We start from the raw sequence: 23,916 nt of genomic DNA, 5'->3' as shown, positions 1-23,916 counted from the left end.
TGTCCTTTTATTTCAATCGGGAAAGCCGACGAGCAGCTTTTTCTTGATGACATTGAAAATGGCGCCCAGCGTCAGGCCGAGGGCGGAGATGAGGATGATCGGCACGAACATGTCGATCACCTTGAAATTGCGGGCCGCATTGATCAACACATAGCCGAGCCCCTCGGTCGAGGAGATCATCTCGGAAAGAAACACGACGATGCAGGAGATGATCATCGCCACGCGGCAGCCCGTCAGGATCGAGGGCAGCGCGGCTGGCATGGTGACGAAGAACAGGGCGTGGGCATTGGAAGCGCCCGCGGCGCGCGCCGCCCAGATCAGCTTGCGATCGACATTCTGCATGCCCTGATAGGCCGCGAGGTAGATCGGAAATGCCGCTTCGGCCGCGACCAGTGCGATCTTCGAGCCATGCCCGAAGCCGAGGATCAGGATCAGCACCGGATAAAGCGCAATCTTCGGGATCGGCGCCAGGAGCTTCACCAGGGCGTTCAGCACCAGCCGAGCCGATTGGCTGACCGTCGCGAGCAGGGCAAGCGAGAGCCCCACGAAAAGGCCAATTGCAAATCCGCTGACCAGGCGAAACAGCGTCGTGCCGATATCGCCGAGGAAATAGGGATCCCCGAGCCTGTCGATGGTGCGCAGGAATACAGCCATCGGCGATGGCAGTAGCGCCCGGGGCGCCACGCCCGATGCCGCGACGGCGGCCCAGATCAGGATGAGTGCGGCAACCGGAATGATGCCATAGGAAAGGGAGACCAATCGAGACTTCATGCTGCGGTCACTCCCATTGGCGAGGCGGTATCCGACCACTTGAGGAAATGGGTGCGCACCCGCTCGAAGCCGACATCCAGCAGATAGCCCATGGCGGCGATCAGGATGATGGTGGCGTACATGCGATCATAGAGCGCCATGTCCATGGCATTAAACAGCAGGTTACCGATGCCGTCGCTGCGGGCCACGATCTCGCTTACGACCATGGTGATCAGCGCCAGGATCAGCCCGGTGCGCAGGCCGATGAAGATCTCCGGCAGGGCAGATGGCAGCACGATGCGGAACAGCTGCTGGTGGCGGCTCATGCCCATAGCCGAGGCGCTCCACAGCACCGTCTTGTTGACGGAAGCGGAGCCCTGCCAGGTATGCATGATGACCGGCAGGCTGATGCCGAGGAAAATCACAAGGATCTTCGAGGCATCGCCCACGCCAAGCCAGATCATCAAGATCGGCATCAGTGCCCCCTTGGGCACGGGATAGATGATCATGAAGAGCGGGTTCAGCAGCCGGGCAAAAAGCTGGCTGCGGCCCATGACAAGGCCCACCGAGATGCCGAAAATGCCGGCCAGTACATAGGCGATCGCCATGCGTCGGAGTGATTGGAAGATGTCGTTGAGGGAGGACGGCTCGCTGAGGATTTCCGGCAGCGCGCCGATTGCCGTGATCGGGCTTGGCAGGCCGGCAAGGCCAAGCGTCCGATGGCCGATCTCCCAGATCGCCAACACCAGTGCGACGGCGGCAAGGGCGGGAACCACCTGTCTCATGCGGCAGACGCCTCCACGGCATCAATCATGCCTTCGATCTCGGCGATGTATCCCTGGTATTTCAGGTCCATCATCAGCTCGGAACGATTGCGCGGGCGCTCCAGCTCGATGGGAATGACCTTGGCGATATGCCCTGGCCCGGTTCCCATCACCACAACGCGATCCGACAGGAACACCGCCTCCTCGACGCTATGGGTCACGAACAACACGGTCTTGCGGTCTTCCTCCCAGATCTTCAGGAGGTCGCGTTGCAGATGGTTGCGGGTGCGAGCATCCAGCGCCCCGAATGGTTCGTCCATCAGCAGGATTTCCGGGCCATAGGCGAGCGTGCGGGCGATGGCGACGCGCTGCTTCATACCGCCGGAGAGTTCCTTGGGATAGAAGCCGGCGAACCGCTCCAGTCCGACCATCTTCAGGAAGCCCCTGGCGCGATCCTCGGCCTCCTGCTTGGTCTTGCCCTGCAGCCGTAAGCCATAGGCGACGTTTTCCAGCACGGTCTTCCAGGCGAAGAGGGCAAACTCCTGGAACACGGGGCCACGATCGCGGCCGGGGCCGGTGATCGGTTTTCCGTGAATGCGTACCGCCCCTTCGGTCGCGCGCTCGAAACCGCCGACGATGTAGAGCAGGGTCGACTTGCCGCAGCCGGACGGCCCGATGATGGACACGAATTCCCCTGCGCCGATCTCCAGATTGATGTTTCGAAGAGCTTCGTGCCGCGCGCCGCCGGCCGTTGAAAACCATTTGGCAAGATTGTCGATGATGATCACGTAGAAGATCTCCACACGCGTCATGCAAGGCACCACGAGGCAGAGCCTCATGCCGCTGATGACTGTCGCAAGTCGTGAAAAGATGGACCCGCGCTAAGGCGGGTCCAAGTTGGGCCTGCCTATCGTAGCGGCGCGACGATCTTGGCGTGATGGAAGGCGGACGCATCCACCTTCTGGCTGATCATGCCCGTCTCCTGATAGAGATCGAACATCTGCTGCAGCACGTCGAAATTAGGCTCGGCACCCGGATTGCGGGTGAAATCCTTGTCCGTCAGGTAGAAGCCCTCCAGCACCGGAATCGGGGCCTTCGTCACTTCGGAGGCGACGCGGATCGTCTCCTCGCGATTGGCAACCGCCTTTTCCATCGCCGTCGTCAGGTCCTTGACATAGAGCGTGGCCAGTTCCGGCTTGCTGTCTACGAAGGCCTTGCTGCAGGCTTCCAGGATCATGATGCTCTTGGGAATGACGTCGGACACCGAGAAGAGCTTGCGGATCCCGCCCGCGCCTTCCGCCTTTGCTGCAAAGGGCTGGTTCATGATCGCGGCATCGACGCGCTTGGAGCGCAGCGCATCTTCCGACATGGAGAAGCCGACCTCGACCAGGCGAATGTCGCGCTCCGGGTTCAGACCGCCATTCTTGAGGTACAGCGCCAGCTGGCCATAAAGGCCGGAACCCAGCACGTTGATGCTAACGGTCTTGTCCTTGAGGTCGGCCGCCGTCTTGATCGGGCTGTCTTCCAGCACAGCCCAATAGGGCGCGAAGCTGCCGGGCGCCGTGCCCAGATGCTCGGCCACGACATAGCTTTCAAGGCCGCCATCGATATGGCCGTTGGCGAGGCTGAGCGGACCCTGGGTGGAGCAATCCAGCGCGCCGGCGATCATGGCCTGCACCATCGGTGCCGTTCCCTGGAACTGGACCCACTCGATCTTGTAGTCCTTGCCCAGGTGCGGGAACTGCTCGGGCCGCTGGCGCAGCCAGTATTTGGAGTCCTCGGCCGGCATGGTCCAGCCGACGCGGATCGTCGGAACGTCCTGCGCGACCGATGGATGGGTCAAGGCAAAAAAGGTCAATACAGCGGTGCCGCAGCACCGGAGGATGCTTCTGCGAATGCTCATGTCTGTTCCCTTTGTTTGGTTGCCGCTTGCATTGTGCCTGCAATTTTGCGGTGCCTAATTCAGCTGTTGGTAAAGGTCTGAAAACTGTCCTCGTGGCTGTTTATAAGTATCGCGGGGGTCAAAGGCTCCCTTCCCGAAGCCGGTTCTATCCCTGTGATTTCGTTTTGTTTCTTCAATCAAGAAACGATCTTAGGCTTACATTACGGTAAAGATACCGCTTTTTGAGAAGCGGTCAAGCATTACAATTTCACGCGGTCCCGACGGGCGTTTGAGCCGGCAGAAGATGGTAAGCGCGCGCGAACCAAACTAGGGATTCCGGCGAGGTCGCACCCAGTTTCACCGCCTCCACCCGCGCGTAGAACACCGAATGGGTGCCGACACTGACACGCTCGACGATCCGACAATCGAAGGAGGCCACCGCATCCTCCAGAACCGGGGCGCCGGTCGAAAGCGTGGTCCAGTGTCCCGCACCAAAACGCTCCGTACCGCCGCGACCGGCGAAGGCATTGGCGATATCCTTGTGCTGGCCGCCCAGCACGTTGACGCAGATGGCGCCATTGCCATTGAACAGGTCATGCGAGCGGTTCGTACGGTTCACGCAGACCAGAAGCGTCGGCGGATCGTCGGTAATGGAGCAGACGGCCGATGCCGTCATGCCGTGACGACCCTCCGGTCCGTCAGTGGTGATGAGGTTGACGGCAGCTGCCAGGCGGCTCATCCCCTCCCTGAATGCCAGGGTCTTGTCGTCCATGTGTCTACCTCGCTCGCTGTTCCCATGGCTTCGAGCCATGTCAGCGCATGTAAAGACCGCCGTTCACATCCCAGCAGGCGCCGTTGACGAAGCCCGATTTCGGCGAAGACAGGAACGCCACCACCTCGGCCACGAAGGTTGCATCGCCGAGATGCCCCACGGGTATGCCGGCAATCAGCCCCGGCAGAGCCGCCTCCGGCACGATGGCGCGCACCTGCGGCGTATCCATCGGCCCCGGCGAGATGGCGTTGACCGTCACCCCGAATGGCCCGAGATCCCGCGCAAACACCTTGGTCAGGCTGAGAATGGCGCCCTTGGAGGCGGCATAATGCGCGCCCGTCGCCGTGCCGCCGTTCTGTCCCGCCAATGAGGCCATGTTCAGGATCCGCCCATAGCCGCGCTCCTTGAAATAGCGGCCGATGATGCGGCAGCCGGAAAAAGTGCCGCCGGCATTGACTGCCATGATCTCATTGAACTCGTCGGTTTCGATGTCGAGAACCGGCCGCGCCCGCGTCAGCGCGGCATTGTTGACCAGCACCTCCACCGAGCCCCAGCGGGAGACGGCTTTGCCCAGCACCTCCTGGAAATCATCCGGCTTGGTGACGTCAAGCCTTGCGGCTAGCGTCGTTTCGAGGCTGGGGTCAAGCGCGCTTGCCAGTTTTGAACAACCGGCCTCGTCGAGATCGGTCAGGACCACCCGGAAACCAGCCGCATGAAGCGCGCGAGCGATCTCCGCCCCGACCCCGGCGGCCGATCCTGTCACGATAGCGGTCTGTCCGCCGGTAGAAGCCAATGCCATGTCAAACTCCTCTTGAGGTTTGAGGGTGGACCGTGCGTGCGTTCAGGGATATCCGGCGGGCGTTGGGGCGCCCAGCATGCCGGCTCCGGCCGATGTCCAGGTTCCCAGGCCGAGGAAAGCGTGTTGCGCCACCGAGGCCGTATCCAGCATGCAGCGCACCAGCACATGGCCGCGCGTGATGGCCGAGGTTCCGCCCATATAGAAGGCCGATTGCGCCACCGCTGCCGATTCCGAAGCCGCATTGGTCGCGGCAAGGCGCAGCCGCACCCGCAATTCCCGAGGAATTTCGTCGCCGGCCACGACCGTGTCCCAGCCTTCCTCTACGGTGTCGTAGAACAACGCCCGCGCAGCCCGCAGCCTCGCTTCGGCCTTGCCCAGCTCGGCCTGGATATAGGGTCTGGCTCCAACGGCCGGAGCCCCTGTGATGGATGGCTTGTCGGAGGCTTCCGACTTGATCCAGTCCAGCGCCTCGCGGGCCGATCCCAGCCCGACGACCGCCAACACCTGTGCGGCCAGCGCCATCGAGGGATAGCGGAACACCGGCTCGGTGCGGTTCGATGGTGATCCGCGGACGAAGGTCCAGGCCTCCGGCACCTCCACGTCTTCCACGACGATGTCATGGCTGCCGGTGGCAGTGAGCCCTGCGGTATCCCAGGTGTGTTTGATCGCAACCCGTTTGCGCGGCATGACGGCCATGCGCGGCAGGCCACCGCCCGACGAGGCATCCTCCGTCTTGATGCCCGCGCCGATCAGCGAGGCGCCCATGCAGCCGGAGCAATAGGGCCAGCGGCCGCTGACCTTGAAACCGCCGGCGGTTTTTTGCGCCAGCTGTGGTGGAAAGATGGAGCCGGCAAATACTGTGTCCGGGTTTGCGCCATATATGGCGGCAAAGGTTTCCGGCGGCAGCGCGGCCAGATAGGTGGAGGAAACGCCGAAGCTCGCAACCCAGCCGGTCGACGCATCTGCCGTGGCGATCTGCTCAATCAGGGCAAGGAATTGCATGGGCGACAGCTCGTCGCCGCCAAGGGAGCGCGGCACGAAGGCGCGGTAGACGCCGATCGCCTGCAGCTTTTCCACCATGTCGAGGGGAACATAGGTCAGCTTCTCGAACTCACCCCGACGCGCCCTGATCTCGGCGAGGAGATCGGGAAGTTCGAGCGGGGTTGGCTGGCGCATTGCAAGTCGCGGCTCTGCCATGGACGTCTCCCGATTGAGGTCAAAAGGATACTGCCTCGCCGCTTGCGCGCCGATGTCCGCTCGTGATGACCATTGTATCGCCGCCTGTGGAGGCCGGCTTCGTTCCCTTGTTTATTACGGTACTTTTACCGTAAATTTTGCGGATGGTCAATCGCCGTTTGATCGACAGGCGTGAAATCGCCAAATGGCAACGGTTTGGCTGCGGCGCCTCTCCGTGAGACCGCCAATCAAATTACTATACTTTTACCGTAATTTCTTCTAGCGTTTTGCCGTGGAGCGGGACGCGCCGGAGACGGGAAGCGGCCTTTTCCACACCAGAGAGACGGGCCGAAAGTGCCTGCCAAAGCCAACAAGAGGGAACGAACCATGACTGAAAAGAAGCCGATCCGCACCCTGTTCTGCATCGCCGTGCATCAGAACTTCTTCGACCTTCCGTTCAAGGATATCGGCCCTGTCTGGCAGGGATTTTCGCAATTTCTTGGCGGCGTCGCCGCCCTTCCCGGCGTCACCGTGCTCGGCACGCTTGATGATGACGAGACCATGGTCGGCACCTCGCCGTCGGGCTTTCCATGGACCTGCTATGTGATGGCCGATTGCCCTGACCGAGAAACGGTCCAGGCCGCCTGCAATCTCTTCCGCACCATCGAGGTCGGCGAATACAGGCTGTGGCGCTATATGCGCATCGAAGCCCGCATGGGACGGGCATTGGCGATCCCGCAGCTCTGAACGCAGGCCGGGAGATCGGGCCTAAAGGCGCGGGCCAGCCCGCGCCAATCAATCAACCGAGCTTCTCGAATACCCGCTTCAAAAGACCGTTGATCTGGGCAATCTCGTCCTGCTCGAAATCCGAAAACGTCCTGTCGAAGATGGTCTGCGCAAATTGTGCGGCCCGCACGGCGGCCTCTTCGCCCTTGCGGGTCAGGTGAACCTCCGTCACCCGCCCGTCCATGGGGCTGCTGCGGGTCGTCACCAGCTCATCCAGCGTCATGCGCTGCACGATCTTGGTCGTGGTGTTGAGCTTGAGGATGCAATATTCGGATATTTCCGACACACCGAGCGCGCCGTGTTCGCGCAGGCAATGCAGCACGCGCCAGCGCGGAACATCAAGCCCCGCCGGCTTCAGCAGCTTTTCCATCTCGCTGATATAGCGGGCGCTGACCCGCGTGATCCAGTAATACGGCCAGTCGGTCTTGTGTTCGAACGGACCAACGGTCTCCTGATCTTCCAGCATGCCCCTACCTGTCTCGATATCCTTCAGCGGCCGGTTGTCCAATGCCATCGGCGCATGCGCGCCGCCTGCCGAATCCGACATGCGCCTGCAATCTCTACGCCCATATCTGCGCAGCAACTTTAGAATATCTCAAGATCATCAACCACATCTCCCCGGATTTCATGAGGAAAATGGCAGGCAGGCCGTAGACCCTGCAAGCATTGCTTACCGACTGCTGGCGCCGACGAGCCCGTCACTCCGGCAGGGACCGGTGGAGCGGCGCTCGATGATCCGGGAGGCGACATAGATGCGCCTTGCGGGGCTGCCGGGTTTGCGCGGATGTTCGATTCGCTCCATCTTCGAACCCAGAAATGTATCTCGACAAGGGCTTGCAGCCCGACTGGGTGCATATCGAGTACATCGACACCCATGATGTCAGCTATTTTCCCTATCCAATCATGTTGACGTCAGCACAGACCGCGAAGCTGAGGAACTGGGTGTAGGAGGGCGGGACGTTGTGATCCTGCCGCTGGAAAAGGGTTGATGACCGACCGTTCTCACCACGCCGCGCGATAGATGTCCAAGGCGTCAGCTTCGGAGACGGGCCGGGGATTGTTGACCAGCAGGCGTTGCTGCTTCATCGCATCCGCCGCCATGCGGGGCAGGGCATCCTCCGGGATGCCGGCATCCCGCAGGCGGGGCGGAAGGCCAAGGCGCGCGGACAGGTCGACGAGCGCATCGATAAAGGCCGTCGTGCGGCCTTGGCCGGTTTCGCCAAGGGCTGGAAAGGCGTCGGCCGCGATCTCGTCATAGAGGCCAGGCTCCACTTGCGCGTTGAAACGCAGCACATGCGGCAGGACCAGCGCGTTGGAAAGCCCATGCGGAATGTGGAAAATGCCGCCGACCGGGTAGGCCAGGGCATGCACGGCCGCAACGGGGGAGTTGGCAAAGGCCTGTCCCGCCAGCATCGAGCCGAGCAGCATCGCCTCGCGCGCCTGCCGGTTCTTGCCGTCCTTGCAGACCGTTTCGATGTTGGCCCCCAGCAGTCGCAACGCTTCCCGGGCCAGCATGCGCGACAGCGGATTGTTGTTCGGGCTCCTGGAGGTGAAGGCCTCGATGGCGTGGACCATCGCGTCCACGCCTGTCGCGGCCGTGATCGCCGGGGGCAGGCCGAGCGTCAAATCCGCATCGAGCACGGCAATGTCAGGCAGGATGACCGGGCTGGAGACGCCGCGCTTTTCGTCACCCTCCACCGTGATGATGGAGACCGGCGTGACCTCGGAGCCCGTGCCGGCGGTTGTCGGCACCAAAGCCAATGGCAGGCGCGGCCCTTTCGCATTGCCCACGCCCCAGGCCTCGTCCAGTGGCTGGTCCGACCCGAGAAGCAAAGCGGCGAGCTTTGCCACATCGAGCGAAGATCCGCCTCCGAAGCCGATTACCCCGGTGGCACCGAAATCGTGCCCGGCGGTCACGGCCGCCATCAGGGTCGACCGAGACGGGTCCGCCTCGACCCGATCGAACACATGAGCCTCAAGCCCGGCCGCGCTGAGCGATGCCAGCGCCGCGTCCATCAGTCCCAGGGATCGGATGCCCGGATCCGTCACCACCAGCAGCCGCCCGCCCAGTGCCTGGCCAAGACTGTTGGCCAGGTCCGCCGCCGACCCGGGCCGGCATATCAGGGACTTGGTGGTGTTGAACTGAAAACCGGTCATGTGGACTCCTCCTGCTTATCGTCATCCCATGGTCACCGCGGCGCGGACGCCTGGACCTCTAGTCAAGAATCTTCTCTTTCCCGAGGTCATCAAAAGTGGATAGCTTCTGCGGGGTCAAGTACAACCAGGGTGACTGCCGGCGCTGGCGCTCCTCGAAGCGGGCGATATCCTCGCCATCGTCCCGCAGGATCGAGCCGATCTCATCAAGGCCATTCAAGAGGGCATCGCGACGATACTCATCCACCTCAAAGCTGATGGCGTCGCCATTCTCGAAGCGGATCAAGCGTTCGACCAGGTCTACCCTGATCTTTTGCGCCTTGCCGGCCGCGTCGCGAATCCGTTTCAGCTCCTCGCCCGACTTCACGATCGGCAACACACCGTTCTTGAAGCAATTGGCGAAAAAGATCTCGCCGAAGCTTTCGGCTATGATGCATCGTATGCCGAAATCGACAAGGCACCAGACTGCCTGCTCGCGGCTCGAGCCCGTGCCGAAATCCCTGCGTGCCACCAGAATTTCGGCCGCATCGAAGGGCGGACGGTCCAGGATAAAGGGTTGGGCCAGATCGGGCGAATGGCGCCGTTCGTGAAAGGCGTGCTTCGCCAGCCCCACCTTGTCCAGGAGCAGCAGGAAGCGGGCCGGAAAGATGATATCCGTATCGATGGCATCCTCATCGATATAGGCGGCGACACTTTCTATTGTTGTGAAAGGCTTCATACTCATGCCCCGATACCAAACGTGCGCACATCCGCCAGGTGGCCGCTGATCGCGGCAGCGGCAGCCATGGGCGGGCTCATCAGGTGGGTTCGCCCTCCCTTGCCCTGCCGCCCTTCGAAGTTGCGGTTGGAGGTCGAGGCGCAGCGCTCGCCCTCCGACAGCCGATCGTCGTTCATGGCAACGCACATGGAGCAACCGGAGGAGCGCCACTCGAAGCCCGCATCCAGGAAGATGCGGTCCAGCCCCTCCTTCTCCGCCTGCTCGCGCACGCCGGCCGAGCCGGGGACGACGATGGCCGAGACATGGCCTGCGACCCGGCGGCCATCGACCACGGCGGCTGCCAGCCGCAGATCCTCAATGCGTCCATTGGTGCAGGAGCCGATGAAGACACGGTCGATCCGCACATCCGTCAGCGCCATGCCGGGGGTCAGCGCCATATAGTCCAGGCTGCGCTGCAGGCGGGCGCGACGCGCGTCGTCCGCCTCCGCCGCCGGATCCGGAACCCGGCCGGTGATGGGGGAACATTCCTCCGGAGTCGTGCCCCAGGAGACAAAAGGCGCCAAAGTCGTCACGTCGATCATCACCTCCCGGTCGAAGGTGGCATCGGCATCGCTGGCAAGGCCACGCCATGCCGCGACGGCACGATCCCACTCCTCACCCGCAGGGGCGAGCGGGCGTCCGCGAAGATAGTCGAAGGTCTTCTCGTCAGGCGCGACCATGCCGATGCGGCTGCCGGCTTCGATCGACATATTGCAGAGCGTCATGCGCTGCTCCATCGACAGGTCACGCACGGCAGAACCCGCATATTCTATGGCGTAGCCGACGCCGCCACCAACGCCGATACGGGCGATCACGGCAAGGATCAGGTCCTTGACCTCCACGCCTTCGGGACGCTGGCCCTCCAGCAGAATGCGCATGGTCTTCTGCTGACGCTGCCGCAGCGTCTGGGTGACAAAGACACATTCGCATTCGCTGGCGCCGATCCCGAAGGCGATGGCACCGAAGGCACCGTGGGTGCAGGTGTGGCTGTCGCCGCAGACCAGCACCGCGCCCGGAAGTGTGAAGCCGAGTTCCGGGCCGATGACATGCACGATGCCATGCCGCCGGTCCCGCATCGGGATATAGGGCATCCCATATTTCCCAGTGTTTTGAACCAGGCGCTCGACCTGCCGGGCGGCAAGGCCATCCCGCAGCGATGCGGCTCGATCCCGTGTCGGAACGGCATGATCCGCCACCGACACATGGGCGTCGATCCGCCGGATCCGCCGCCCCGCGGCATCCAGACCCGCGAATGCCTGCGGGCTGGAAACCTCCTGCACCAGATGCCGGTCGACATACAGGAGACAGGTCCCATCCTCGTAGGATTTGACCACATGCTCTGCCCAGACCTTTTCATAGAGGGTCTTCGGCGTCCCGTTCATTCCCATCACCATACCTCCCCAGCGCGCGAAGCTGCCTGCTCAAGACAACGACATAAAGCGACGGCCGCCCACGCGACCGTCTCTCACTGCGGAAACCATAGCATCTTTGCATACGTATGCAACATGCGAAACCATGGCAGCGGCCAACGCCTTTAGGTAAACACCTCTACCAGACGACTACATTTTGCATTCCTATGCAAGAACAGGAGAAATTTTCTGCGGGACCCCGCACGCACCATGCTAGGAGTGTTTGGCATCATCGGCAGAACCGACGTGATGCACCAAATCGACGGAAGAACGGAACGGAGGAAAACGAGGATGACGGACGAACCGATCCGGGCCACATCATTTGATGTTGCGGCATTGGCCGGCGTCTCTCAGTCTGCGGTGTCGCGTGCCTTCACGCCAGGCTCCAGCATCCGGGAGAGCACCCGACTGAAGATCCTGGAGGCGGCGCGGAAGCTGAATTATGTTCCCAATTCCATCGCCAGCAGCCTGACCAAAAGCCGCTCGAAGATGGTGGCGGTGATCCTCGGCACCCTCGAAAACCCCTTTTATGTCGCGACGCTGCAGCTGTTCAGCCAGGAACTGCAGAAGCGGGGCCGGCAGACGCTGACCTTCACCCTTTCGGACGACATCCCGGCCGATGAAGCCATCATGCGGGTGCTGCAATACCAGGTCGAGGCCGTCATCCTGACCTCGGCGCAATTATCGACCCGGATGATGAACCTGTGTCATGATCGCGGCATCCCCATCGTGCTGTTCAACCGCTATGTCCCCCATAGCGGCGTCTATGGCGTGCGCTGCGACAATGTCGGTGGTGGGCGCTTGATCGCCGAGACCTTGCTGCAGACGGGCGCGAGATCCTTCCTGATGGTGACCGGCGACCCGAGGGGCACGACCAGCCAGGACCGTGTTCGCGGCTTCCTGGAACGCCTGCTGGAAGCGGGCATCCGCCGCGATGCCATCCTCGATTATCCCGGTGGCTCAAGCTACGAAGGAGGGATGCGCGCGATCGATGCGCATATGGCGACCGGCAAGCCGATGCCGGACGCCGTCTTCGGCATTGCCGACATCATGGCCATGGGCGCGATCGATGCGCTGCGCGGCCACCATGGGCTGCGGGTCCCCGACGACGTGATGGTCGCCGGCTTCGACGGCATCCCGGAAGCCGCCCGCGAACCCTACAAACTGACCACGGTTCAGCAACCCCTGCCCGCAATGGTCGAGGAGACCTTGAGCCTCCTCAACCTCGACGAACCCCGCCAACCCTACGACCTCGGCCGCGACCGCCCGCTGCCAGGCCGGCTCATCTGGCGCGGGACGGTTCCAAGAGGCGAGAGGTAAGAAAGCTCGGCCGTAGCGAAGCTTGACCCCGTGGCGAAGGCGTTAGGCGTCAGCTCAGATCCGCCCGCTTGTCATGCCTGGCCAGACGCGACAGCAGGTAGTCGACCTCCGCCCGTGCGGTCGCAGTCAGCATTTGTGCGGGTTTGCGCTGGGCGTCGGAGGCGATCACGCCGCGGCGCTTGAGCACGTGCTTGCGCACCGCAAGACCGATGCCGAGTTGCTGTTCGTAGCGGATCAGCGGCAGGTGCGCGTCGAACAGGTCATGGGCCTCGTCGCGCTTGCCGGCGGCGGATAGCGAAATCAGTTCGGTCAGCATGTCGGGGAAGCCGTAGCCTGTCATGGCGCCATCCGCGCCGCGTTCCGGCTCGAAATCCAAGAACATTCCGCCATTGCCGCAGAGGATCGACACCTTGCGCAGGTCGCCCTTGGCCTCCATCGCCCGCAGCCGTGAGATCTTTTCCAGACCCGGCCAGTCCTCGTGCTTCAGCATCAGGCAGGAAGCGTGATCATTGATGATCCGCGCCACCACGCTAGCCGACATCACCACGGTCAGCGTCAGCGGATAATCCTGCAGCACCCAGGGCACATCGCTGCCGACAGCCTCGACCGCCTGGGCGAAATAGCCTGTGATCTGGTCGTCGGTGCGCAGCGATGGAGTCGGCGCAATCATCACGCCCGCCGCTCCCATGTCCATGGCGTCGCGCGCCAGCGAGCGCATGGCGGCAAAGCCCGGCGCCGAGACGCCGACGATCACGGGGATCTTGGCGCGGTCCAGCACGCGCCTGATGATCGCGCGGCTTTCATCGGGCTCAAGCTTCGGCGCCTCGCCCATAATGCCGAGGATTGTCACGCCCGTGCAGCCGCTGTCCTGGTAAAAATCCGTCAGCCGGTCGATCGAGTTGAAATCGATGGTTCCGTCGTCGTGAAAGGGCGTGGTGGCGATCGCATAGACGCCTTTCGCCTCGGTTCCGAATGTCATTGGGATGCTTCTTTCGTTGATGCTTGGTCGGTCAGTTGGAGAATGCTCGATCCGCCGGCAAATCTATCCACTGGCGTGCGGTGGTGGACAGGCGTACGGCATCGAGCACCTGCTGGTTGGCCAGTCCATCGAAGAAGGTGGCGCCTGCTGCGAGCCGGCGACCATCCCGGATGGCGGATGCCATCTCGCGCAGCGCGGCCACGACAGAGACATTCCAGATGCCCTTGTTGAGGCCCGGAAGGCGCGCATTGGGGTCTTCGACCGTGATATCCTCAAAGGATTGCCCCGCCCGCGCAAACATCAGCTTCTCGGTCTCGTTGTCGAGCAGCAGGGTGCCCTTGGAGCCGAAGACCTGTGTGACATTGCCCATGTTGTGGGCCGCCACACCGCTCATGAAGACCTGCGCCAGCGCGCCGGACTGCATCTGCAGGGTGAAATAGGCCACATCATCAGCGGTCGCCGTCCATGCTTCACCGGTCCGCTTGTCGATCCGCTGCGGCACCATGGTCAGCGCCTGCCCCATGACGGCGGCCACCGGGCCGAGCCACCAGCGCAGCATATCTACCTGATGGCTGCCGTTCGCGCCCAGCCGCCCGCCGCCCTTTTCCGCCAGCGACCACCAGTCTCCCAGCGGACGCCCGGCCGGATCGGCCCAGGACGAGCCGATATTGGCGATATTGACATGGCGGATCTCGCCGAGCGCGCCGTCGGTAATCAGCTCCGCCACGCGCATGCGGTTGGGGTTGAAACGCAGTTCGTGATCGATCATGTGCAGCCGCCCCAAAGCCTCCGCCTTGTCCAGCATCGCCTTGGCCTCGCCCGCATCCATCGCCGTCGGCTTTTCGCACAGAACATGGGCGCCCGCGTCAAGCGCGGCCAGCGTCATCGGCGCGTGGGTATCGGTTGGCGTGGAGATCAGCACCAGATCGAAGCGATGGCTGGCGAGCATGTTCCGCCAGTCGTCATAGGCATGGGGGATGTTGAAGGCGCCGGCGGCGTCACGGGCGCTTTCCATCCGGTTCGCCGCAATGGCCACCACGTCGGCGCCCTCCACATGGGCAAGCGCCGGCAAATAGGCGGCCCGGGCAAAACTCGCCCCGATAATACCGACTTTCATGTCATCAGTCCTTGTTCAGCCTGTTGTCTTGAGGCGCGGATCGAGGAAGTCCCGTAGCCAGTCGCCGAGAATATTGAAGGAAAGCACCGTCATGACGATGGCGATGCCGGGATAGAAGGCGAGCCACCATTTGTTGGCGAGCAGTTGATCGCGGCTCTCCGCCAGCATCGACCCCCAGGTGGGCACCGAGGGCGGAACGCCGAGGCCAAGGAAGGACAGCGATGCCTCCGAGAGGATGACGCTGGCGACGTTGAACGAGGCGATGACCGTCAGCGGCGCCATGATATTGGGCAGGATCGTGCGGAAGATGACGGAAAACGTGCTGTCTCCGAGCGCGCGCGCCGCCTCGACATATTCCTTCTCGCGCAGTGACAATGTCTGCGCCCGCACGATGCGGGCATAGGTGACCCACTGCCCCACGCCGAGCACCAGGATGATATTGGCAAGCCCCGGCCCCAGGATGACCAGGAACATGATGGCGAACAGGATGAAGGGAAAGGCCAACTGGATATCGCCGAGCCGCATGATGATGTCATCGATCCAGCCGCCGAAATAGCCGGAGACCAGGCCGGCGACGACACCAATGGTGCCACCGACGAGGATGGCGCTGATGCCGACCAGCAGCGAGACGCGCGCGCCATAGAGCAGCCGCGAAAACACGTCGCGCCCCAACCCGTCGGTGCCGAGCAGGAACAGGGTATTGCCCCGCCCCTCGGTCAGCGGACTGGCAAGCCGCAGCATGATATTCTGCCGGTTCGGATCAAGCGGCGCCACATTGGGCCCGAACACGGCCGCGAAGAGAACGCAGAACAGGATGAAGACCGCCAGCAGCGGCCACTTGGCCTCGATCATGCTGCGCCAGGCGCGCCTGACCTCACGACGTCGATAGCTCGCGGCCGGTGCCTGCAGGCTTTGGGTTGCTGAAGCCATGGATCGGATCCTTACAGTTTCACGCGCGGATCGATCCGCACATAGATGAGGTCGACGATCAGGTTGAGGCTGATGAAGATCACCGAGAGCATGATGACGCAGGCCTGCACCACGGGAATATCGCGTTGGTTGATCGCATTGAACACCAGCCTGCCGATGCCGGGCCAGGAGAAGATCATCTCCACCACCACCACGCCGCCAAGCAGGAAGCCGAATTCGAGCCCCACCATGGTCACGACAGGCAGCCAGGCATTGCGCAGGGCGTGGTGGATGATGACAGCGGATTCGGGAATACCCTTGGAGCGGGCGGTGCGCACGAAATCCTGCCCCAAGACCTCGAGCATCGACGATCGCACCAGCCGGGCATTGCGTGATAGCGAATAGAAGCCGACGGCCACGCCGGGCATGATGAGATAATAGAGTGCCTGGGGAAGTTGCGTGAATGCCTCCACCACATTGCCCTGCAGCAGCGGCACCAGAAACGGCACATGACCTGAGATCGGCAGCCAGCGCAGGTAGAGGCCGAAGAACATGATCATCATGATGCCGAGCCAGAAGCTGGGGATCGACTGGCCCAGCATGCCCATGGTCATGATCGACCCGTCGAGCGAGGACCCGCGATAGAGCGCTGCAAAGACGCCAAGCGGGATCGCCAGGACGATAGCGAACAGCATCGCGAAGAGCGTCAGCTCGATCGTTGCGGGCAGGGCCTCCAGCACGGCCTCGATCGCGGGCCGCTTGTAGGAGAGCGAAGTTCCGAAATCGCCCTGCAACAAGCGTCCCACGAAGGTGAAATACTGCTCGTAAAGCGGGCGATCGAAGCCGAGCGCTATGCGCGTCTGCTCAATCTCTTCCGCAGTCGCCCGTTCCGACACGTAGAGATAGGTCGGATCCCCGCCGATCTGCAGCGCCACGAAGCTGATCGCCGTTACGCCCAAGATCACGATGATGCTCTGGAGCAAACGGCGGATGATGAAAGTCCACATACCACGTCCTGTCTGATCTCGATGGGAAGGCACTGCGCAGCGATATCAGCCGCGCAGTGCCATCGCGCTATTTCAGCGAGGCTGCGAAGAGCTCGATTTCTTCGTCGCGACGCGGTTTCCAGTCGATGCGGTTTGAAACGCCGTAGAAGTCCGGCTGGAAATAGAGCTGCAGCCAGGGACCTTCCTCGTAGAACAGCTTCAGCATGCGATTGATGATCGGCCGGGCTTCCTCGACAGTGGGTGCGGCAAGGGCCAGCTTGAAATCATCGAACCAGCGCGGATCCTTCCAGCTCTGGTAGTTGGTCGCAGCCTCCGGCGTAGAGAACAGGCTCATGTCGTAGAGCGGGTTCCAGGTCACGCCGCCCTGCCCCAGGAAGAACAGCGGCCCCATCTTCTTGGTGCGCAGCAGCGGCGAATAGACCGACGCCCATTCCAGGAGTTCCACCTCGGTCTGAACGCCGACATCCGAGAGATACTGGCCGATGGCCTGCACCACGTTGGCGTCGTTGAGATAGCGACCCTTCGGCCCCTGAAGGCGGATCTTGAACCTGATACCATCGGCCCCGCGGGGATACCCCGCTTCATCCAGCAGCTTTTCCGCCATCTCGGGATCATAGGGCACCGGCTTCAGGTCCGGATTGCCGTTGGGCGGGTTGACCAGGCTCGTCGCCCGCTCGCAGGTCGTGCCCAGGAGCTGGCTGCAGATGCCGGGAACATCGACCGCATATTGCAGGGCGAAACGCACCTTCGGGTTCTGGATTTCGGCGGCTCCCGGCATGCCGGCGACGCCTTCGCCCAGGTTGAAACCGACCTGCATGCGTCGCGTGCCGCTGACCTTGGCAACGGTTGCGGAGCCGGAGGCATCGATGGTGCCGACCTGGTCCGGCGAGACATTGGTGATCAGGTCGACATTCCCGGCGATCAGTTCGGCCGTTCGCGTCGATGCTTCCGGGATGACGCGCCAGATGATCTTCTGGAAACGGCCGGGCTCCTTCACCTTTTCCAGTACCACCTGCGAGCCGCGCTGCCAGGAGGCGAGCTTGTAGGAGCCGGAACCGACCGGCGTTACCGCCGCCTGCTCCAGCGTCATCGCCTCATAGGCGTCCTTGCAGTGGATATACACCTGCGCCATCATGCCCAGCGCCAAAGTCGTCTTGGCAGAGAGGTTGATGCGCACGTTGAGGTCATCGACGACCTCGGCGGACTTGAAGCCCAGCGTGGTATAGACGAAGCCCGGCGTATTGCCGGTGAACTTCTTGGATTTGTCCGCCGGCCGGTTGAAGGAATAGGCCACGTCCTCGGCGGTCAGCGCCTCGCCATTGTCGCAGGTGAGGTTCGGCTTGATGGTGATGACATAGGAGAGGCCGTCGGCGCTCACCTCGGTCTTGTCGGCCAGCGACGGCTTCACCTCGCCCTCGAAGCTCACGGTGTAGAGCGTGCCGAAGATATGCTTGGCGATATTGGCGTTGTCGCGGCTGGAGATCTGTGCGGGATCGAAGGTGGAGGCATCGGCGCTCAGGCCCACCACGATGGTATCGGGCGACGGTGCGGCCTGGGCCGTGATGGCGCAGCCCAGCAGCAGCGCGCAGCCCGTCATGAGCATGCGGGATCGAGTGTGCATGTGTCAGTTCCCCTTCAAGACGTTTTTGTCTTTGAATTCTTGCCCGATCGCGATCGGGTATGCGTCACCCGCAGGCTGGCTGCGGGTGACGATCATGCATCAAGGGATCACTTGTTGAGCTTGGCGTCGAAGAGATAGACCTTCTCGTCGCGGCGGGGCGTGAAGGCCACGCGCTTGGAAACACCATAGAAGTCAGGCTGGAAATACAGCATCAGCCACGGCGGGTCGTTGTAGAAGACCTCCAGCATCTCATCGATGACCTTGCGCTGCTCCTCGGGCGTCGCCGCCGCCGAGATCTTGTTCCAGCCCTCGAACCATGCCGGATTGCTCCAGGAGGTATAGTTGGTGCCGGCGGTCGGGGTCGAAAGATCCGTCATGTCGTAGAGCGCCGACCAGGTCGCACCACCGGTGCCCAGGAAGAACAAGGGGCCGGCATCGTGCTTGGAGATCAGCGGCACATAGACCGACGCCCATTCCAGAAGCTCGACCTCGGTCTTGACACCGACATCGCTCAGATACTGGCCGATGGCGAGCGCGACATTGGCGTCGTTCAGATAGCGGCCGCGCGGTGCCTGCATCTTGATGGTGAAACGGGTGCCGTCGGCGCCGCGGGGATAGCCCGCCTCGTCCAGCAGCTTTTCGGCCATATCGGGATCATAGGCATAGGGCTTGAGTGTCGGATTGGCGTTCGGCGGATTAACGAGGCCGGTGGCGCGGCTGCATTCGAAATTCAGCAGCTGCTTGCAGATCGCCGGCACATCGACGGCATATTGCAGCGCCTTGCGGACTTCGGTCTTCTGGATCGCTGCCCCTTCCGGCGTCTTGGCGAAATCCTCGCGCAGGTTGAAGCCGACATAGATGCGGCGGGTGCCCTGCACGCTCTTGACCTCGGCCGCACCGGACGCGTTGATCGGCTCAAGCTGGTCGGGTGCGACATTGGTGATGATATCGACATTGCCGGCGATCAGTTCGGCCGAACGGGTCGATGCCTCGGGAATGATGCGCCAGACGATGTTTTTGAAGGTGCCGGGATCATGGCGCTTTTCAAGAGTGATCTTCGACCCGCGCTCCCAGGAAACAAGGCGATAGGAACCCGACGATACCGGCTTTGCCGCGGCATCCTGCAGGCTCATCTTCTCATAGCTATCCTTGCAGTGGAGATAGACTTCGGCGATCAGGCCGAAGGAGACCGGGTTCTTGCGTCCCAGGTTGATCTTCACCTCCAGGTCGGACACCGCTTCGGCGCCCTTGAACTGGATGGAGGAATAGACGAAGCCGGGGGTGTTGCCGGTGAACTTGTTTTCCGGATTGGCCGCACGATTGAAGGAATAGGCGACATCCTCGGCGGTGAAGGCCTCTCCGTCCTCGCAGGTCAGGCCGGGCTTGAGCTTGTAGGTGTAGGACAACCCGTCAGCCGCTGCGGTGTAGGATTCCGCCATCTGCGGCACGATCTCGCCCGATGCGTTCACTTCGTACAGGGTGCCGAAGATGTGCTTGGCGATGTTGGAATTGTCACGGCTGCTGATGGCGGCCGGATCGAAGGTGGAGGCATCGGCAGAGATGCCCATGACCAGGGTATCCTCCGGCGGTGCGGCCAATGCAAGACCGGAGGACGCCATCAGGGCGGCCATGCCGGCAATCAAGAGACTGTTCTTTCCCATATCTGAAGTTCCTTGCCCTCTGTGGTTATTATTGACTTCATCTTTGTGGTCCGATCGATCGCTCCATTCACGTCTGGAGATCGGCAATCTGTATGGCTTCGCCTGTCCGGGAGGACTTGATGCAGGCTTCCACCATTTGGAGCGAATTCAGGTGATCGCGGCCCGAGCATTCGAGCGGGCTCTCGCCCCTCAAGGCCGCGACGAAACTTTCAAGAAGCGTTGCCGCATCGTCGATCCACTGCCGGTAGGGCGGCAGCGGCACCTCGGTCAGAGCGGTATCCGCGCGTGAGGCAAAGCCCAGCGATCCGAACTGGTCCTTCTGGATGACGACCCCGGTCGCACATTCATGGCGCCACTCGAAGCCAGGCACGGCCCAGTTGCTCTGCCATGTGCCCTGATATTGCGTGACGATGCCGTTATCGAATGTGATCAGAGCGCTGACATTGGCGTCATCCGCATACATCGACCAGGGCGGGTTGAAGGTCCGGGAATAGACCGAGACCGGCTCCGCGCCGTAGACGAAACGCATCAGGTCAAAATGGTGGATCGACTGCTCCCACAACATCGGATGCTGCATGGTCAGCGGATATTTGTTGAGATGCGGCTGGTGGCCGTCCCGCCAGCGCTCATAGGTAAAGCGCGAGAAGCTCGGCTTTCCGATCTCGCCGGCAAACAGGTTCAACGTCTGCCGCGTCACCGGCAGGTAGCGGAAGTTCAGGACGACCATCAGCGGCACCCCGGCCTCTTCCGCCATCGCCACATAGTCCCGCGCCTGGGGCACGCTGTCGGCCAGCGGCTTCTCAGCAAGGATTGGCAGGCCCGCCTTGCAGCAGGCCTCCATCTGCGCCTGGCGACCGCCAGGCGGCGTGCAGAGCAGCACGGCGTCGGCGCCGACGCTACCGATGAGGTCGAGGCTGTCGCTAACGGCGGCACCTGGGCATTGCTCGGCGGCGCGCTGCCGGTTGGCCTCGAGCGGGTCGATGAGACCGACGATCTCGCAGTCCGGATTGGCGCTGATGACCTTGATCCAGTATTGCGCCCGGGCGCCGAGGCCGACGATGATGAAACGCAAGCGGTTCATGGCCGGCCCCCCGCGACGAGGGCAAGACCTTGGGCGAGCGGCGTCCAGGCAAAATCGCTAAGTTCGGTTCTGCGAGAGCGCATCGGCACGCGCCTCGGTTCGGGCCGTTCTGCAGGGGTTACTGTGGTGCCCGGCCGCAGCGCCGCAATACGCCGTGCCAGATCGAGATCGGCGACGATCTCGCCTGAGGTCAGGTGCAACAGGCCGCTGGCGCCCTGACGCCGGAGTAGATCAATGGCGCGTGCGAGGTCGGGCAGGAAGGTCCAGTCACGCCGAGAAAGCGGGCTTTCCACGAGGATCGGCCGACCGTCTTCGACGCAATCCAGCCAACGCCGGATCGGCGACACCTGGACGCGGCTGGGGCGGCTGCGTTCGTCCGGTCCGTAAAGCGGTCCCAGCCGCAGCACGAGCGAACCGGCAAAGGCCGCGCAGATCGCCTCGCCTGCCCGCTTGGCCACGGAATAGGCCGAACTGCCCGATGGCGTGACGCCCTCGTCCAGTTCCTCGGCCTCATCGAAGGAAAACACGCCCGAGGAAGACAGGAACACGAAGCAGGAAACGCCATGGGCATTCGCCTGGTCGAGGCAATCCACGAGAAGATCGACATTGCGCCTGACATGGCCGAACAGCGTCAGGCCGGTCATCTCGGGCGGCGAGGTCAGCGCCGCGGCGTGAATGACCATCGTGCAGCCACCCGCCAGCGCCGCCTTGAGCGTTCCAGGCGCAAGCTCAGCCTCGATCAGCCGAACGCCCGCAAGCCGCGCGCGGGTCTCGGCATCAAAGCTCAGATCCATGGCGGTGACCGCATAGCCCAGGTCATGGAACCCGCGGGCCAGATGCGATCCGACAAAGCCGCCGCCCCCTGTTATCAAGACCGAGTCCCGCGTCATGGCTTGAACTCCAGGGAGGCAAGATCAAGCTCCGAGGCGGAGCGGCTATGCTGCGAGATCAGGGCCAGGGCGGTGTCGAGATCATAGTCCAGCAGCGCCTGGACGATGGGCGGATGGTTCGCGGCCACCGCGTTCAGGTCGGCATTGGCCTGGTTCCTGAGCGCCATGATCTGGCGGATGCGCAGCGACAGATGATCCCAGAGGTTCAGCAGCAGATCATGCTGCGCCAGCTGGATGATGGTCCGGTGAAAGGCCGCATCGGCAGCGATCAGCGCGGAGATGTCGCCCTCCTGCGCGGCGGCAAACATCGCCTCGACATGCTCGTTCAGCGGATGCACATCGACGCGGCTGTCAATGATCCGCCTGACGGCAAAGGCTTCGAACTGCTCGCGGACGCTATAGACCTCCTCGACGGACTTGGTGGTCAGCGGCTTCACCCGCTTGCCCTTGTAGGGAAGGTTGTCGATCAGCCCGTCCGCTTCCAGGATCTGGATCGCCTCCCGCACGGGTGCTCGCGATACCTTCAATTGCTCGGCCAGCGCGGCCTCGACGATCGGCGCGCCGGGCCTGAGCTTACCCTCGACGATATGCGCGCGCAGGGCATCGGCAACGAAGATCCTGAGGGGCACGCTTTCGATCCGCGCCAGATCGCCTTGGGGCTCGTTCATGACAGCTTCTCCGCTTCATGCTCCGCCAGCATCACCGGCTCGATGGGAAAGAACACGTCGTCATCGGCGGCACCGCGCCACATCAGCACGGCAAAACTGCCGGCGCGATCCAGCACTCGGGCGCTGCCGTGCCACACATCCCGGCGATAGATCACGCCGCGATTGCCAGGCACGACGAAGGCCCTGATCTCATCGACCAGTGGCTCGCCCTGGGGATCGGAAGGCGCGACGGTGACGACATAGCGGGACACATCGAGCGGGATGAAGGCCTGCGCCGCATGGGGATGCTTTTCCAGGCTGTCGAGCGGCACTGGCAGCATGCTTGGCGACACATGGTTGGTGTGCAGCACCGGGCTGCACGCCTCGTGTTCCGATCCGAGCCAGCTGGAGAAAAACCGCCGTTCGCCCACCATCTGCGGCGGCGCAATCAGCGCACCGAAGGCGGCGAAAGCTTCATCGTCCGGCAGCGGGTTGAGGAGAAGCTCTCTCATGTGCTCTCCTTTGCCGTCACCGCATCGAAGGGTATGCTCGCCGCCCAGTGGCTGGCAATGTCCTGCCGCCGAGCCATCCAGGCGCCCTTCGATTTCGCCACGTGATCGAGAAACCGTTCCAGGCCCGAGGCTCGTCCGGGATGGCCGATGACGCGCGGATGCAGGCCAATCGACATCAGGCGCGGCTGTGTGCGACTTTCCTTCAGCAGCATGTCGAAGGATTCGATCAGAAATTCCGCATAGCTGCGGCCGGTCACCCAGCCGCCCTGCACGAATTTCGCGTCATTGGTGACCAGCGAATAGGGCACGACGACATGCGGCCTGCCGCCAACCGTCACCCAATAGGGCACGTCGTCATTATAGGCGTCGCTGTCATAGGCATAGCCGCCATGTTCCACCACCAGCCGGCGGGTCGCCATGCTACGGCTGTAGCGGGAATACCATCCGGCCGGCGCCCGGCCGATCGTCGCCACAACGCTGTTATAGGCCTGGGCGATGTGCCGCCGCTCGGTTTCCTCGTCCAGCAGGTAATGCTCCACCCATCGCCAGCCATGGCAGGCGATGTCCCAGTCGGTCCGGGCGATGGCGGCTGCCACCTCCGGATTGCGCTCCAGCGCCTGGGCGGCGGCAAACACCGTCAGCGGCAGGTCGCGCTCGACAAACATGCGATGCAGCCGCCAGAAGCCGACGCGGCTTCCATATTCATACATACTCTCGGCGGCGAGATCCCGCTCGCCGGCCGGAACCCGGGGCTGGCTGATCTCGATCAGCGCCTTTTCCGAACGACCGTCGCCTTCACCGATCTGATATTCCGACCCCTCCTCGTAGTTCAGGACGATATTGACCGCGAGGCCGTTGTCACCCGGCCAGCGAAATTGGGGAGGTCGATTGGCATATCCGATGAAGTCTCGCATGTTGCCCCC

General features: G+C 62.7%; 25 protein-coding genes and 1 pseudogene. 3 read left to right on the top strand and 23 right to left on the bottom strand.

The window, feature by feature from the left end:
• Positions 1–12: 12 nt before the first annotated feature.
• From B9A97_RS03745 to B9A97_RS03715, 7 genes are all read right to left on the bottom strand, one after another.
• A complete protein-coding gene (locus B9A97_RS03745; RefSeq protein ID WP_084363653.1) occupies positions 13–771 on the bottom strand; it encodes an ABC transporter permease in 759 nt (252 codons plus the stop codon).
• On the bottom strand, positions 768–1,535 hold the full coding sequence (locus B9A97_RS03740; RefSeq protein WP_084363652.1) for an ABC transporter permease: 768 nt from the start codon (positions 1,533–1,535) through the stop codon (positions 768–770). Before B9A97_RS03740 ends, B9A97_RS03745 begins: the two co-directional genes overlap by 4 nt.
• The gene (locus tag B9A97_RS03735) at positions 1,532–2,326 is read right to left on the bottom strand and encodes an ABC transporter ATP-binding protein (RefSeq protein WP_084363651.1); all 795 of its coding nucleotides are present in this window, start codon (positions 2,324–2,326) and stop codon (positions 1,532–1,534) included. The genes B9A97_RS03740 and B9A97_RS03735 overlap by 4 nt, the downstream gene beginning before the upstream one ends.
• A 95-nt stretch (positions 2,327–2,421) precedes the next feature.
• Entirely contained in the window at positions 2,422–3,417 is a 996-nt protein-coding gene (locus tag B9A97_RS03730; protein ID WP_084363650.1) for an ABC transporter substrate-binding protein, read from the bottom strand.
• Positions 3,418–3,664: 247 nt separating this feature from the next.
• Entirely contained in the window at positions 3,665–4,168 is a 504-nt protein-coding gene (locus tag B9A97_RS03725) for a flavin reductase (protein ID WP_179145211.1), read from the bottom strand.
• A gap of 40 nt (positions 4,169–4,208) precedes the next feature.
• Complete coding sequence (locus B9A97_RS03720) at positions 4,209–4,967, bottom strand: SDR family NAD(P)-dependent oxidoreductase (protein WP_084363649.1); 759 nt, start codon at positions 4,965–4,967, stop codon at positions 4,209–4,211.
• 42 nt (positions 4,968–5,009) lie between these two features.
• Positions 5,010–6,164, bottom strand: coding sequence for an acyl-CoA dehydrogenase family protein (locus tag B9A97_RS03715; protein WP_084363648.1), 1,155 nt, complete (start codon positions 6,162–6,164; stop codon positions 5,010–5,012).
• 366 nt (positions 6,165–6,530) lie between these two features.
• Between B9A97_RS03715 and B9A97_RS03710 the strand changes: the two genes are divergently transcribed.
• Positions 6,531–6,890, top strand: a complete 360-nt coding sequence (locus B9A97_RS03710; protein ID WP_084363647.1) for a hypothetical protein — start codon at positions 6,531–6,533, stop codon at positions 6,888–6,890.
• 52 nt (positions 6,891–6,942) lie between these two features.
• On the opposite strand, the gene B9A97_RS03705 is transcribed toward B9A97_RS03710, so the two are convergent.
• Entirely contained in the window at positions 6,943–7,476 is a 534-nt protein-coding gene (locus B9A97_RS03705) for a MarR family winged helix-turn-helix transcriptional regulator (RefSeq protein ID WP_210189674.1), read from the bottom strand.
• Between the two features lie 123 nt (positions 7,477–7,599).
• Positions 7,600–7,731 (bottom strand): annotated as a pseudogene (locus B9A97_RS30095) (LacI family transcriptional regulator); the annotation flags it as partial.
• 14 nt (positions 7,732–7,745) lie between these two features.
• On the opposite strand from B9A97_RS30095, the gene B9A97_RS30330 reads away from it, so the two are divergent.
• Positions 7,746–7,877: a hypothetical protein gene (locus B9A97_RS30330; RefSeq protein WP_280164068.1), complete on the top strand. Its 132-nt coding sequence runs from the start codon at positions 7,746–7,748 to the stop codon at positions 7,875–7,877.
• A 54-nt stretch (positions 7,878–7,931) separates the two neighbouring features.
• On the opposite strand, the gene B9A97_RS03700 is transcribed toward B9A97_RS30330, so the two are convergent.
• Genes B9A97_RS03700 through leuC form a run of 3 tightly spaced genes read right to left on the bottom strand, consistent with a single transcriptional unit; the run spans position 7,932 to position 11,222 of the window.
• The gene (locus tag B9A97_RS03700) at positions 7,932–9,086 is read right to left on the bottom strand and encodes an iron-containing alcohol dehydrogenase (RefSeq protein WP_084363646.1); all 1,155 of its coding nucleotides are present in this window, start codon (positions 9,084–9,086) and stop codon (positions 7,932–7,934) included.
• A 58-nt stretch (positions 9,087–9,144) separates the two neighbouring features.
• Entirely contained in the window at positions 9,145–9,801 is a 657-nt protein-coding gene (gene leuD, locus B9A97_RS03695; RefSeq protein WP_084363645.1) for a 3-isopropylmalate dehydratase small subunit, read from the bottom strand.
• 2 nt (positions 9,802–9,803) lie between these two features.
• Positions 9,804–11,222, bottom strand: a complete 1,419-nt coding sequence (leuC, locus tag B9A97_RS03690) for a 3-isopropylmalate dehydratase large subunit (protein WP_084363825.1) — start codon at positions 11,220–11,222, stop codon at positions 9,804–9,806.
• A 318-nt stretch (positions 11,223–11,540) separates the two neighbouring features.
• Here leuC and B9A97_RS03685 point away from each other — a divergent pair, with 318 nt between their 5' ends.
• Complete coding sequence (locus B9A97_RS03685; RefSeq protein ID WP_084363644.1) at positions 11,541–12,569, top strand: LacI family DNA-binding transcriptional regulator; 1,029 nt, start codon at positions 11,541–11,543, stop codon at positions 12,567–12,569.
• A gap of 49 nt (positions 12,570–12,618) precedes the next feature.
• Here the strand turns inward: B9A97_RS03685 and B9A97_RS03680 are convergent, their stop codons facing one another.
• The 11 genes from B9A97_RS03680 to B9A97_RS03630 form a co-directional block, all read right to left on the bottom strand.
• A complete protein-coding gene (locus tag B9A97_RS03680; protein WP_084363643.1) occupies positions 12,619–13,548 on the bottom strand; it encodes a dihydrodipicolinate synthase family protein in 930 nt (309 codons plus the stop codon).
• A gap of 31 nt (positions 13,549–13,579) precedes the next feature.
• Complete coding sequence (locus tag B9A97_RS03675; protein WP_084363642.1) at positions 13,580–14,665, bottom strand: Gfo/Idh/MocA family protein; 1,086 nt, start codon at positions 14,663–14,665, stop codon at positions 13,580–13,582.
• 15 nt (positions 14,666–14,680) lie between these two features.
• Positions 14,681–15,595 carry an ABC transporter permease gene (locus B9A97_RS03670; protein ID WP_084363641.1) on the bottom strand — a complete coding sequence of 305 codons (915 nt, stop codon included), beginning with the start codon at positions 15,593–15,595 and terminating at the stop codon, positions 14,681–14,683.
• A gap of 11 nt (positions 15,596–15,606) precedes the next feature.
• The gene (locus B9A97_RS03665) at positions 15,607–16,581 is read right to left on the bottom strand and encodes an ABC transporter permease (RefSeq protein ID WP_084363640.1); all 975 of its coding nucleotides are present in this window, start codon (positions 16,579–16,581) and stop codon (positions 15,607–15,609) included.
• A 67-nt stretch (positions 16,582–16,648) separates the two neighbouring features.
• Entirely contained in the window at positions 16,649–18,202 is a 1,554-nt protein-coding gene (locus B9A97_RS03660; RefSeq protein ID WP_084363639.1) for an ABC transporter substrate-binding protein, read from the bottom strand.
• A gap of 107 nt (positions 18,203–18,309) precedes the next feature.
• The gene (locus B9A97_RS03655) at positions 18,310–19,863 is read right to left on the bottom strand and encodes an ABC transporter substrate-binding protein (protein WP_179145210.1); all 1,554 of its coding nucleotides are present in this window, start codon (positions 19,861–19,863) and stop codon (positions 18,310–18,312) included.
• Between the two features lie 67 nt (positions 19,864–19,930).
• A complete protein-coding gene (locus B9A97_RS03650) occupies positions 19,931–20,944 on the bottom strand; it encodes a Gfo/Idh/MocA family protein (protein WP_084363638.1) in 1,014 nt (337 codons plus the stop codon).
• Positions 20,941–21,834 (bottom strand): NAD-dependent epimerase/dehydratase family protein, encoded by an 894-nt coding sequence (locus B9A97_RS03645; RefSeq protein ID WP_084363637.1) that lies wholly within the window; start codon positions 21,832–21,834, stop codon positions 20,941–20,943. Before B9A97_RS03645 ends, B9A97_RS03650 begins: the two co-directional genes overlap by 4 nt.
• The gene (locus B9A97_RS03640; protein WP_084363636.1) at positions 21,831–22,502 is read right to left on the bottom strand and encodes a GntR family transcriptional regulator; all 672 of its coding nucleotides are present in this window, start codon (positions 22,500–22,502) and stop codon (positions 21,831–21,833) included. Before B9A97_RS03640 ends, B9A97_RS03645 begins: the two co-directional genes overlap by 4 nt.
• A complete protein-coding gene (locus tag B9A97_RS03635) occupies positions 22,499–22,993 on the bottom strand; it encodes an ureidoglycolate lyase (RefSeq protein WP_084363635.1) in 495 nt (164 codons plus the stop codon). The genes B9A97_RS03640 and B9A97_RS03635 overlap by 4 nt, the downstream gene beginning before the upstream one ends.
• The gene (locus tag B9A97_RS03630; RefSeq protein ID WP_084363634.1) at positions 22,990–23,907 is read right to left on the bottom strand and encodes a polysaccharide deacetylase family protein; all 918 of its coding nucleotides are present in this window, start codon (positions 23,905–23,907) and stop codon (positions 22,990–22,992) included. The genes B9A97_RS03635 and B9A97_RS03630 overlap by 4 nt, the downstream gene beginning before the upstream one ends.
• Positions 23,908–23,916: the final 9 nt, after the last annotated feature.

It is taken from the genome of Rhizobium sp. RU36D, assembly GCF_900176345.1.
Classification (GTDB): domain Bacteria; phylum Pseudomonadota; class Alphaproteobacteria; order Rhizobiales; family Rhizobiaceae; genus Allorhizobium.
Note: the sequence above shows the minus strand (reverse complement) of the source record. Positions and strands in the feature narration are given on the sequence as shown.

What these genes read in the sequence shown, in the direction of transcription:
- B9A97_RS03745 (WP_084363653.1), bottom strand. Translation starts at nt 771, where the DNA reads ATGAAGTCTCGATTGGTCTCCCTTTCCTATGGCATCATTCCGGTTGCC.
- B9A97_RS03740 (WP_084363652.1), bottom strand. Translation starts at nt 1,535, where the DNA reads ATGAGACAGGTGGTTCCCGCCCTTGCCGCCGTCGCACTGGTGTTGGCG.
- B9A97_RS03735 (WP_084363651.1), bottom strand. Translation starts at nt 2,326, where the DNA reads ATGACGCGTGTGGAGATCTTCTACGTGATCATCATCGACAATCTTGCC.
- B9A97_RS03730 (WP_084363650.1), bottom strand. Translation starts at nt 3,417, where the DNA reads ATGAGCATTCGCAGAAGCATCCTCCGGTGCTGCGGCACCGCTGTATTG.
- B9A97_RS03725 (WP_179145211.1), bottom strand. Translation starts at nt 4,168, where the DNA reads ATGGACGACAAGACCCTGGCATTCAGGGAGGGGATGAGCCGCCTGGCA.
- B9A97_RS03720 (WP_084363649.1), bottom strand. Translation starts at nt 4,967, where the DNA reads ATGGCATTGGCTTCTACCGGCGGACAGACCGCTATCGTGACAGGATCG.
- B9A97_RS03715 (WP_084363648.1), bottom strand. Translation starts at nt 6,164, where the DNA reads ATGGCAGAGCCGCGACTTGCAATGCGCCAGCCAACCCCGCTCGAACTT.
- B9A97_RS03710 (WP_084363647.1), top strand. Translation starts at nt 6,531, where the DNA reads ATGACTGAAAAGAAGCCGATCCGCACCCTGTTCTGCATCGCCGTGCAT.
- B9A97_RS03705 (WP_210189674.1), bottom strand. Translation starts at nt 7,476, where the DNA reads ATGTCGGATTCGGCAGGCGGCGCGCATGCGCCGATGGCATTGGACAAC.
- B9A97_RS30330 (WP_280164068.1), top strand. Translation starts at nt 7,746, where the DNA reads ATGTATCTCGACAAGGGCTTGCAGCCCGACTGGGTGCATATCGAGTAC.
- B9A97_RS03700 (WP_084363646.1), bottom strand. Translation starts at nt 9,086, where the DNA reads ATGACCGGTTTTCAGTTCAACACCACCAAGTCCCTGATATGCCGGCCC.
- leuD (WP_084363645.1), bottom strand. Translation starts at nt 9,801, where the DNA reads ATGAAGCCTTTCACAACAATAGAAAGTGTCGCCGCCTATATCGATGAG.
- leuC (WP_084363825.1), bottom strand. Translation starts at nt 11,222, where the DNA reads ATGAACGGGACGCCGAAGACCCTCTATGAAAAGGTCTGGGCAGAGCAT.
- B9A97_RS03685 (WP_084363644.1), top strand. Translation starts at nt 11,541, where the DNA reads ATGACGGACGAACCGATCCGGGCCACATCATTTGATGTTGCGGCATTG.
- B9A97_RS03680 (WP_084363643.1), bottom strand. Translation starts at nt 13,548, where the DNA reads ATGACATTCGGAACCGAGGCGAAAGGCGTCTATGCGATCGCCACCACG.
- B9A97_RS03675 (WP_084363642.1), bottom strand. Translation starts at nt 14,665, where the DNA reads ATGAAAGTCGGTATTATCGGGGCGAGTTTTGCCCGGGCCGCCTATTTG.
- B9A97_RS03670 (WP_084363641.1), bottom strand. Translation starts at nt 15,595, where the DNA reads ATGGCTTCAGCAACCCAAAGCCTGCAGGCACCGGCCGCGAGCTATCGA.
- B9A97_RS03665 (WP_084363640.1), bottom strand. Translation starts at nt 16,581, where the DNA reads ATGTGGACTTTCATCATCCGCCGTTTGCTCCAGAGCATCATCGTGATC.
- B9A97_RS03660 (WP_084363639.1), bottom strand. Translation starts at nt 18,202, where the DNA reads ATGCACACTCGATCCCGCATGCTCATGACGGGCTGCGCGCTGCTGCTG.
- B9A97_RS03655 (WP_179145210.1), bottom strand. Translation starts at nt 19,863, where the DNA reads ATGGGAAAGAACAGTCTCTTGATTGCCGGCATGGCCGCCCTGATGGCG.
- B9A97_RS03650 (WP_084363638.1), bottom strand. Translation starts at nt 20,944, where the DNA reads ATGAACCGCTTGCGTTTCATCATCGTCGGCCTCGGCGCCCGGGCGCAA.
- B9A97_RS03645 (WP_084363637.1), bottom strand. Translation starts at nt 21,834, where the DNA reads ATGACGCGGGACTCGGTCTTGATAACAGGGGGCGGCGGCTTTGTCGGA.
- B9A97_RS03640 (WP_084363636.1), bottom strand. Translation starts at nt 22,502, where the DNA reads ATGAACGAGCCCCAAGGCGATCTGGCGCGGATCGAAAGCGTGCCCCTC.
- B9A97_RS03635 (WP_084363635.1), bottom strand. Translation starts at nt 22,993, where the DNA reads ATGAGAGAGCTTCTCCTCAACCCGCTGCCGGACGATGAAGCTTTCGCC.
- B9A97_RS03630 (WP_084363634.1), bottom strand. Translation starts at nt 23,907, where the DNA reads ATGCGAGACTTCATCGGATATGCCAATCGACCTCCCCAATTTCGCTGG.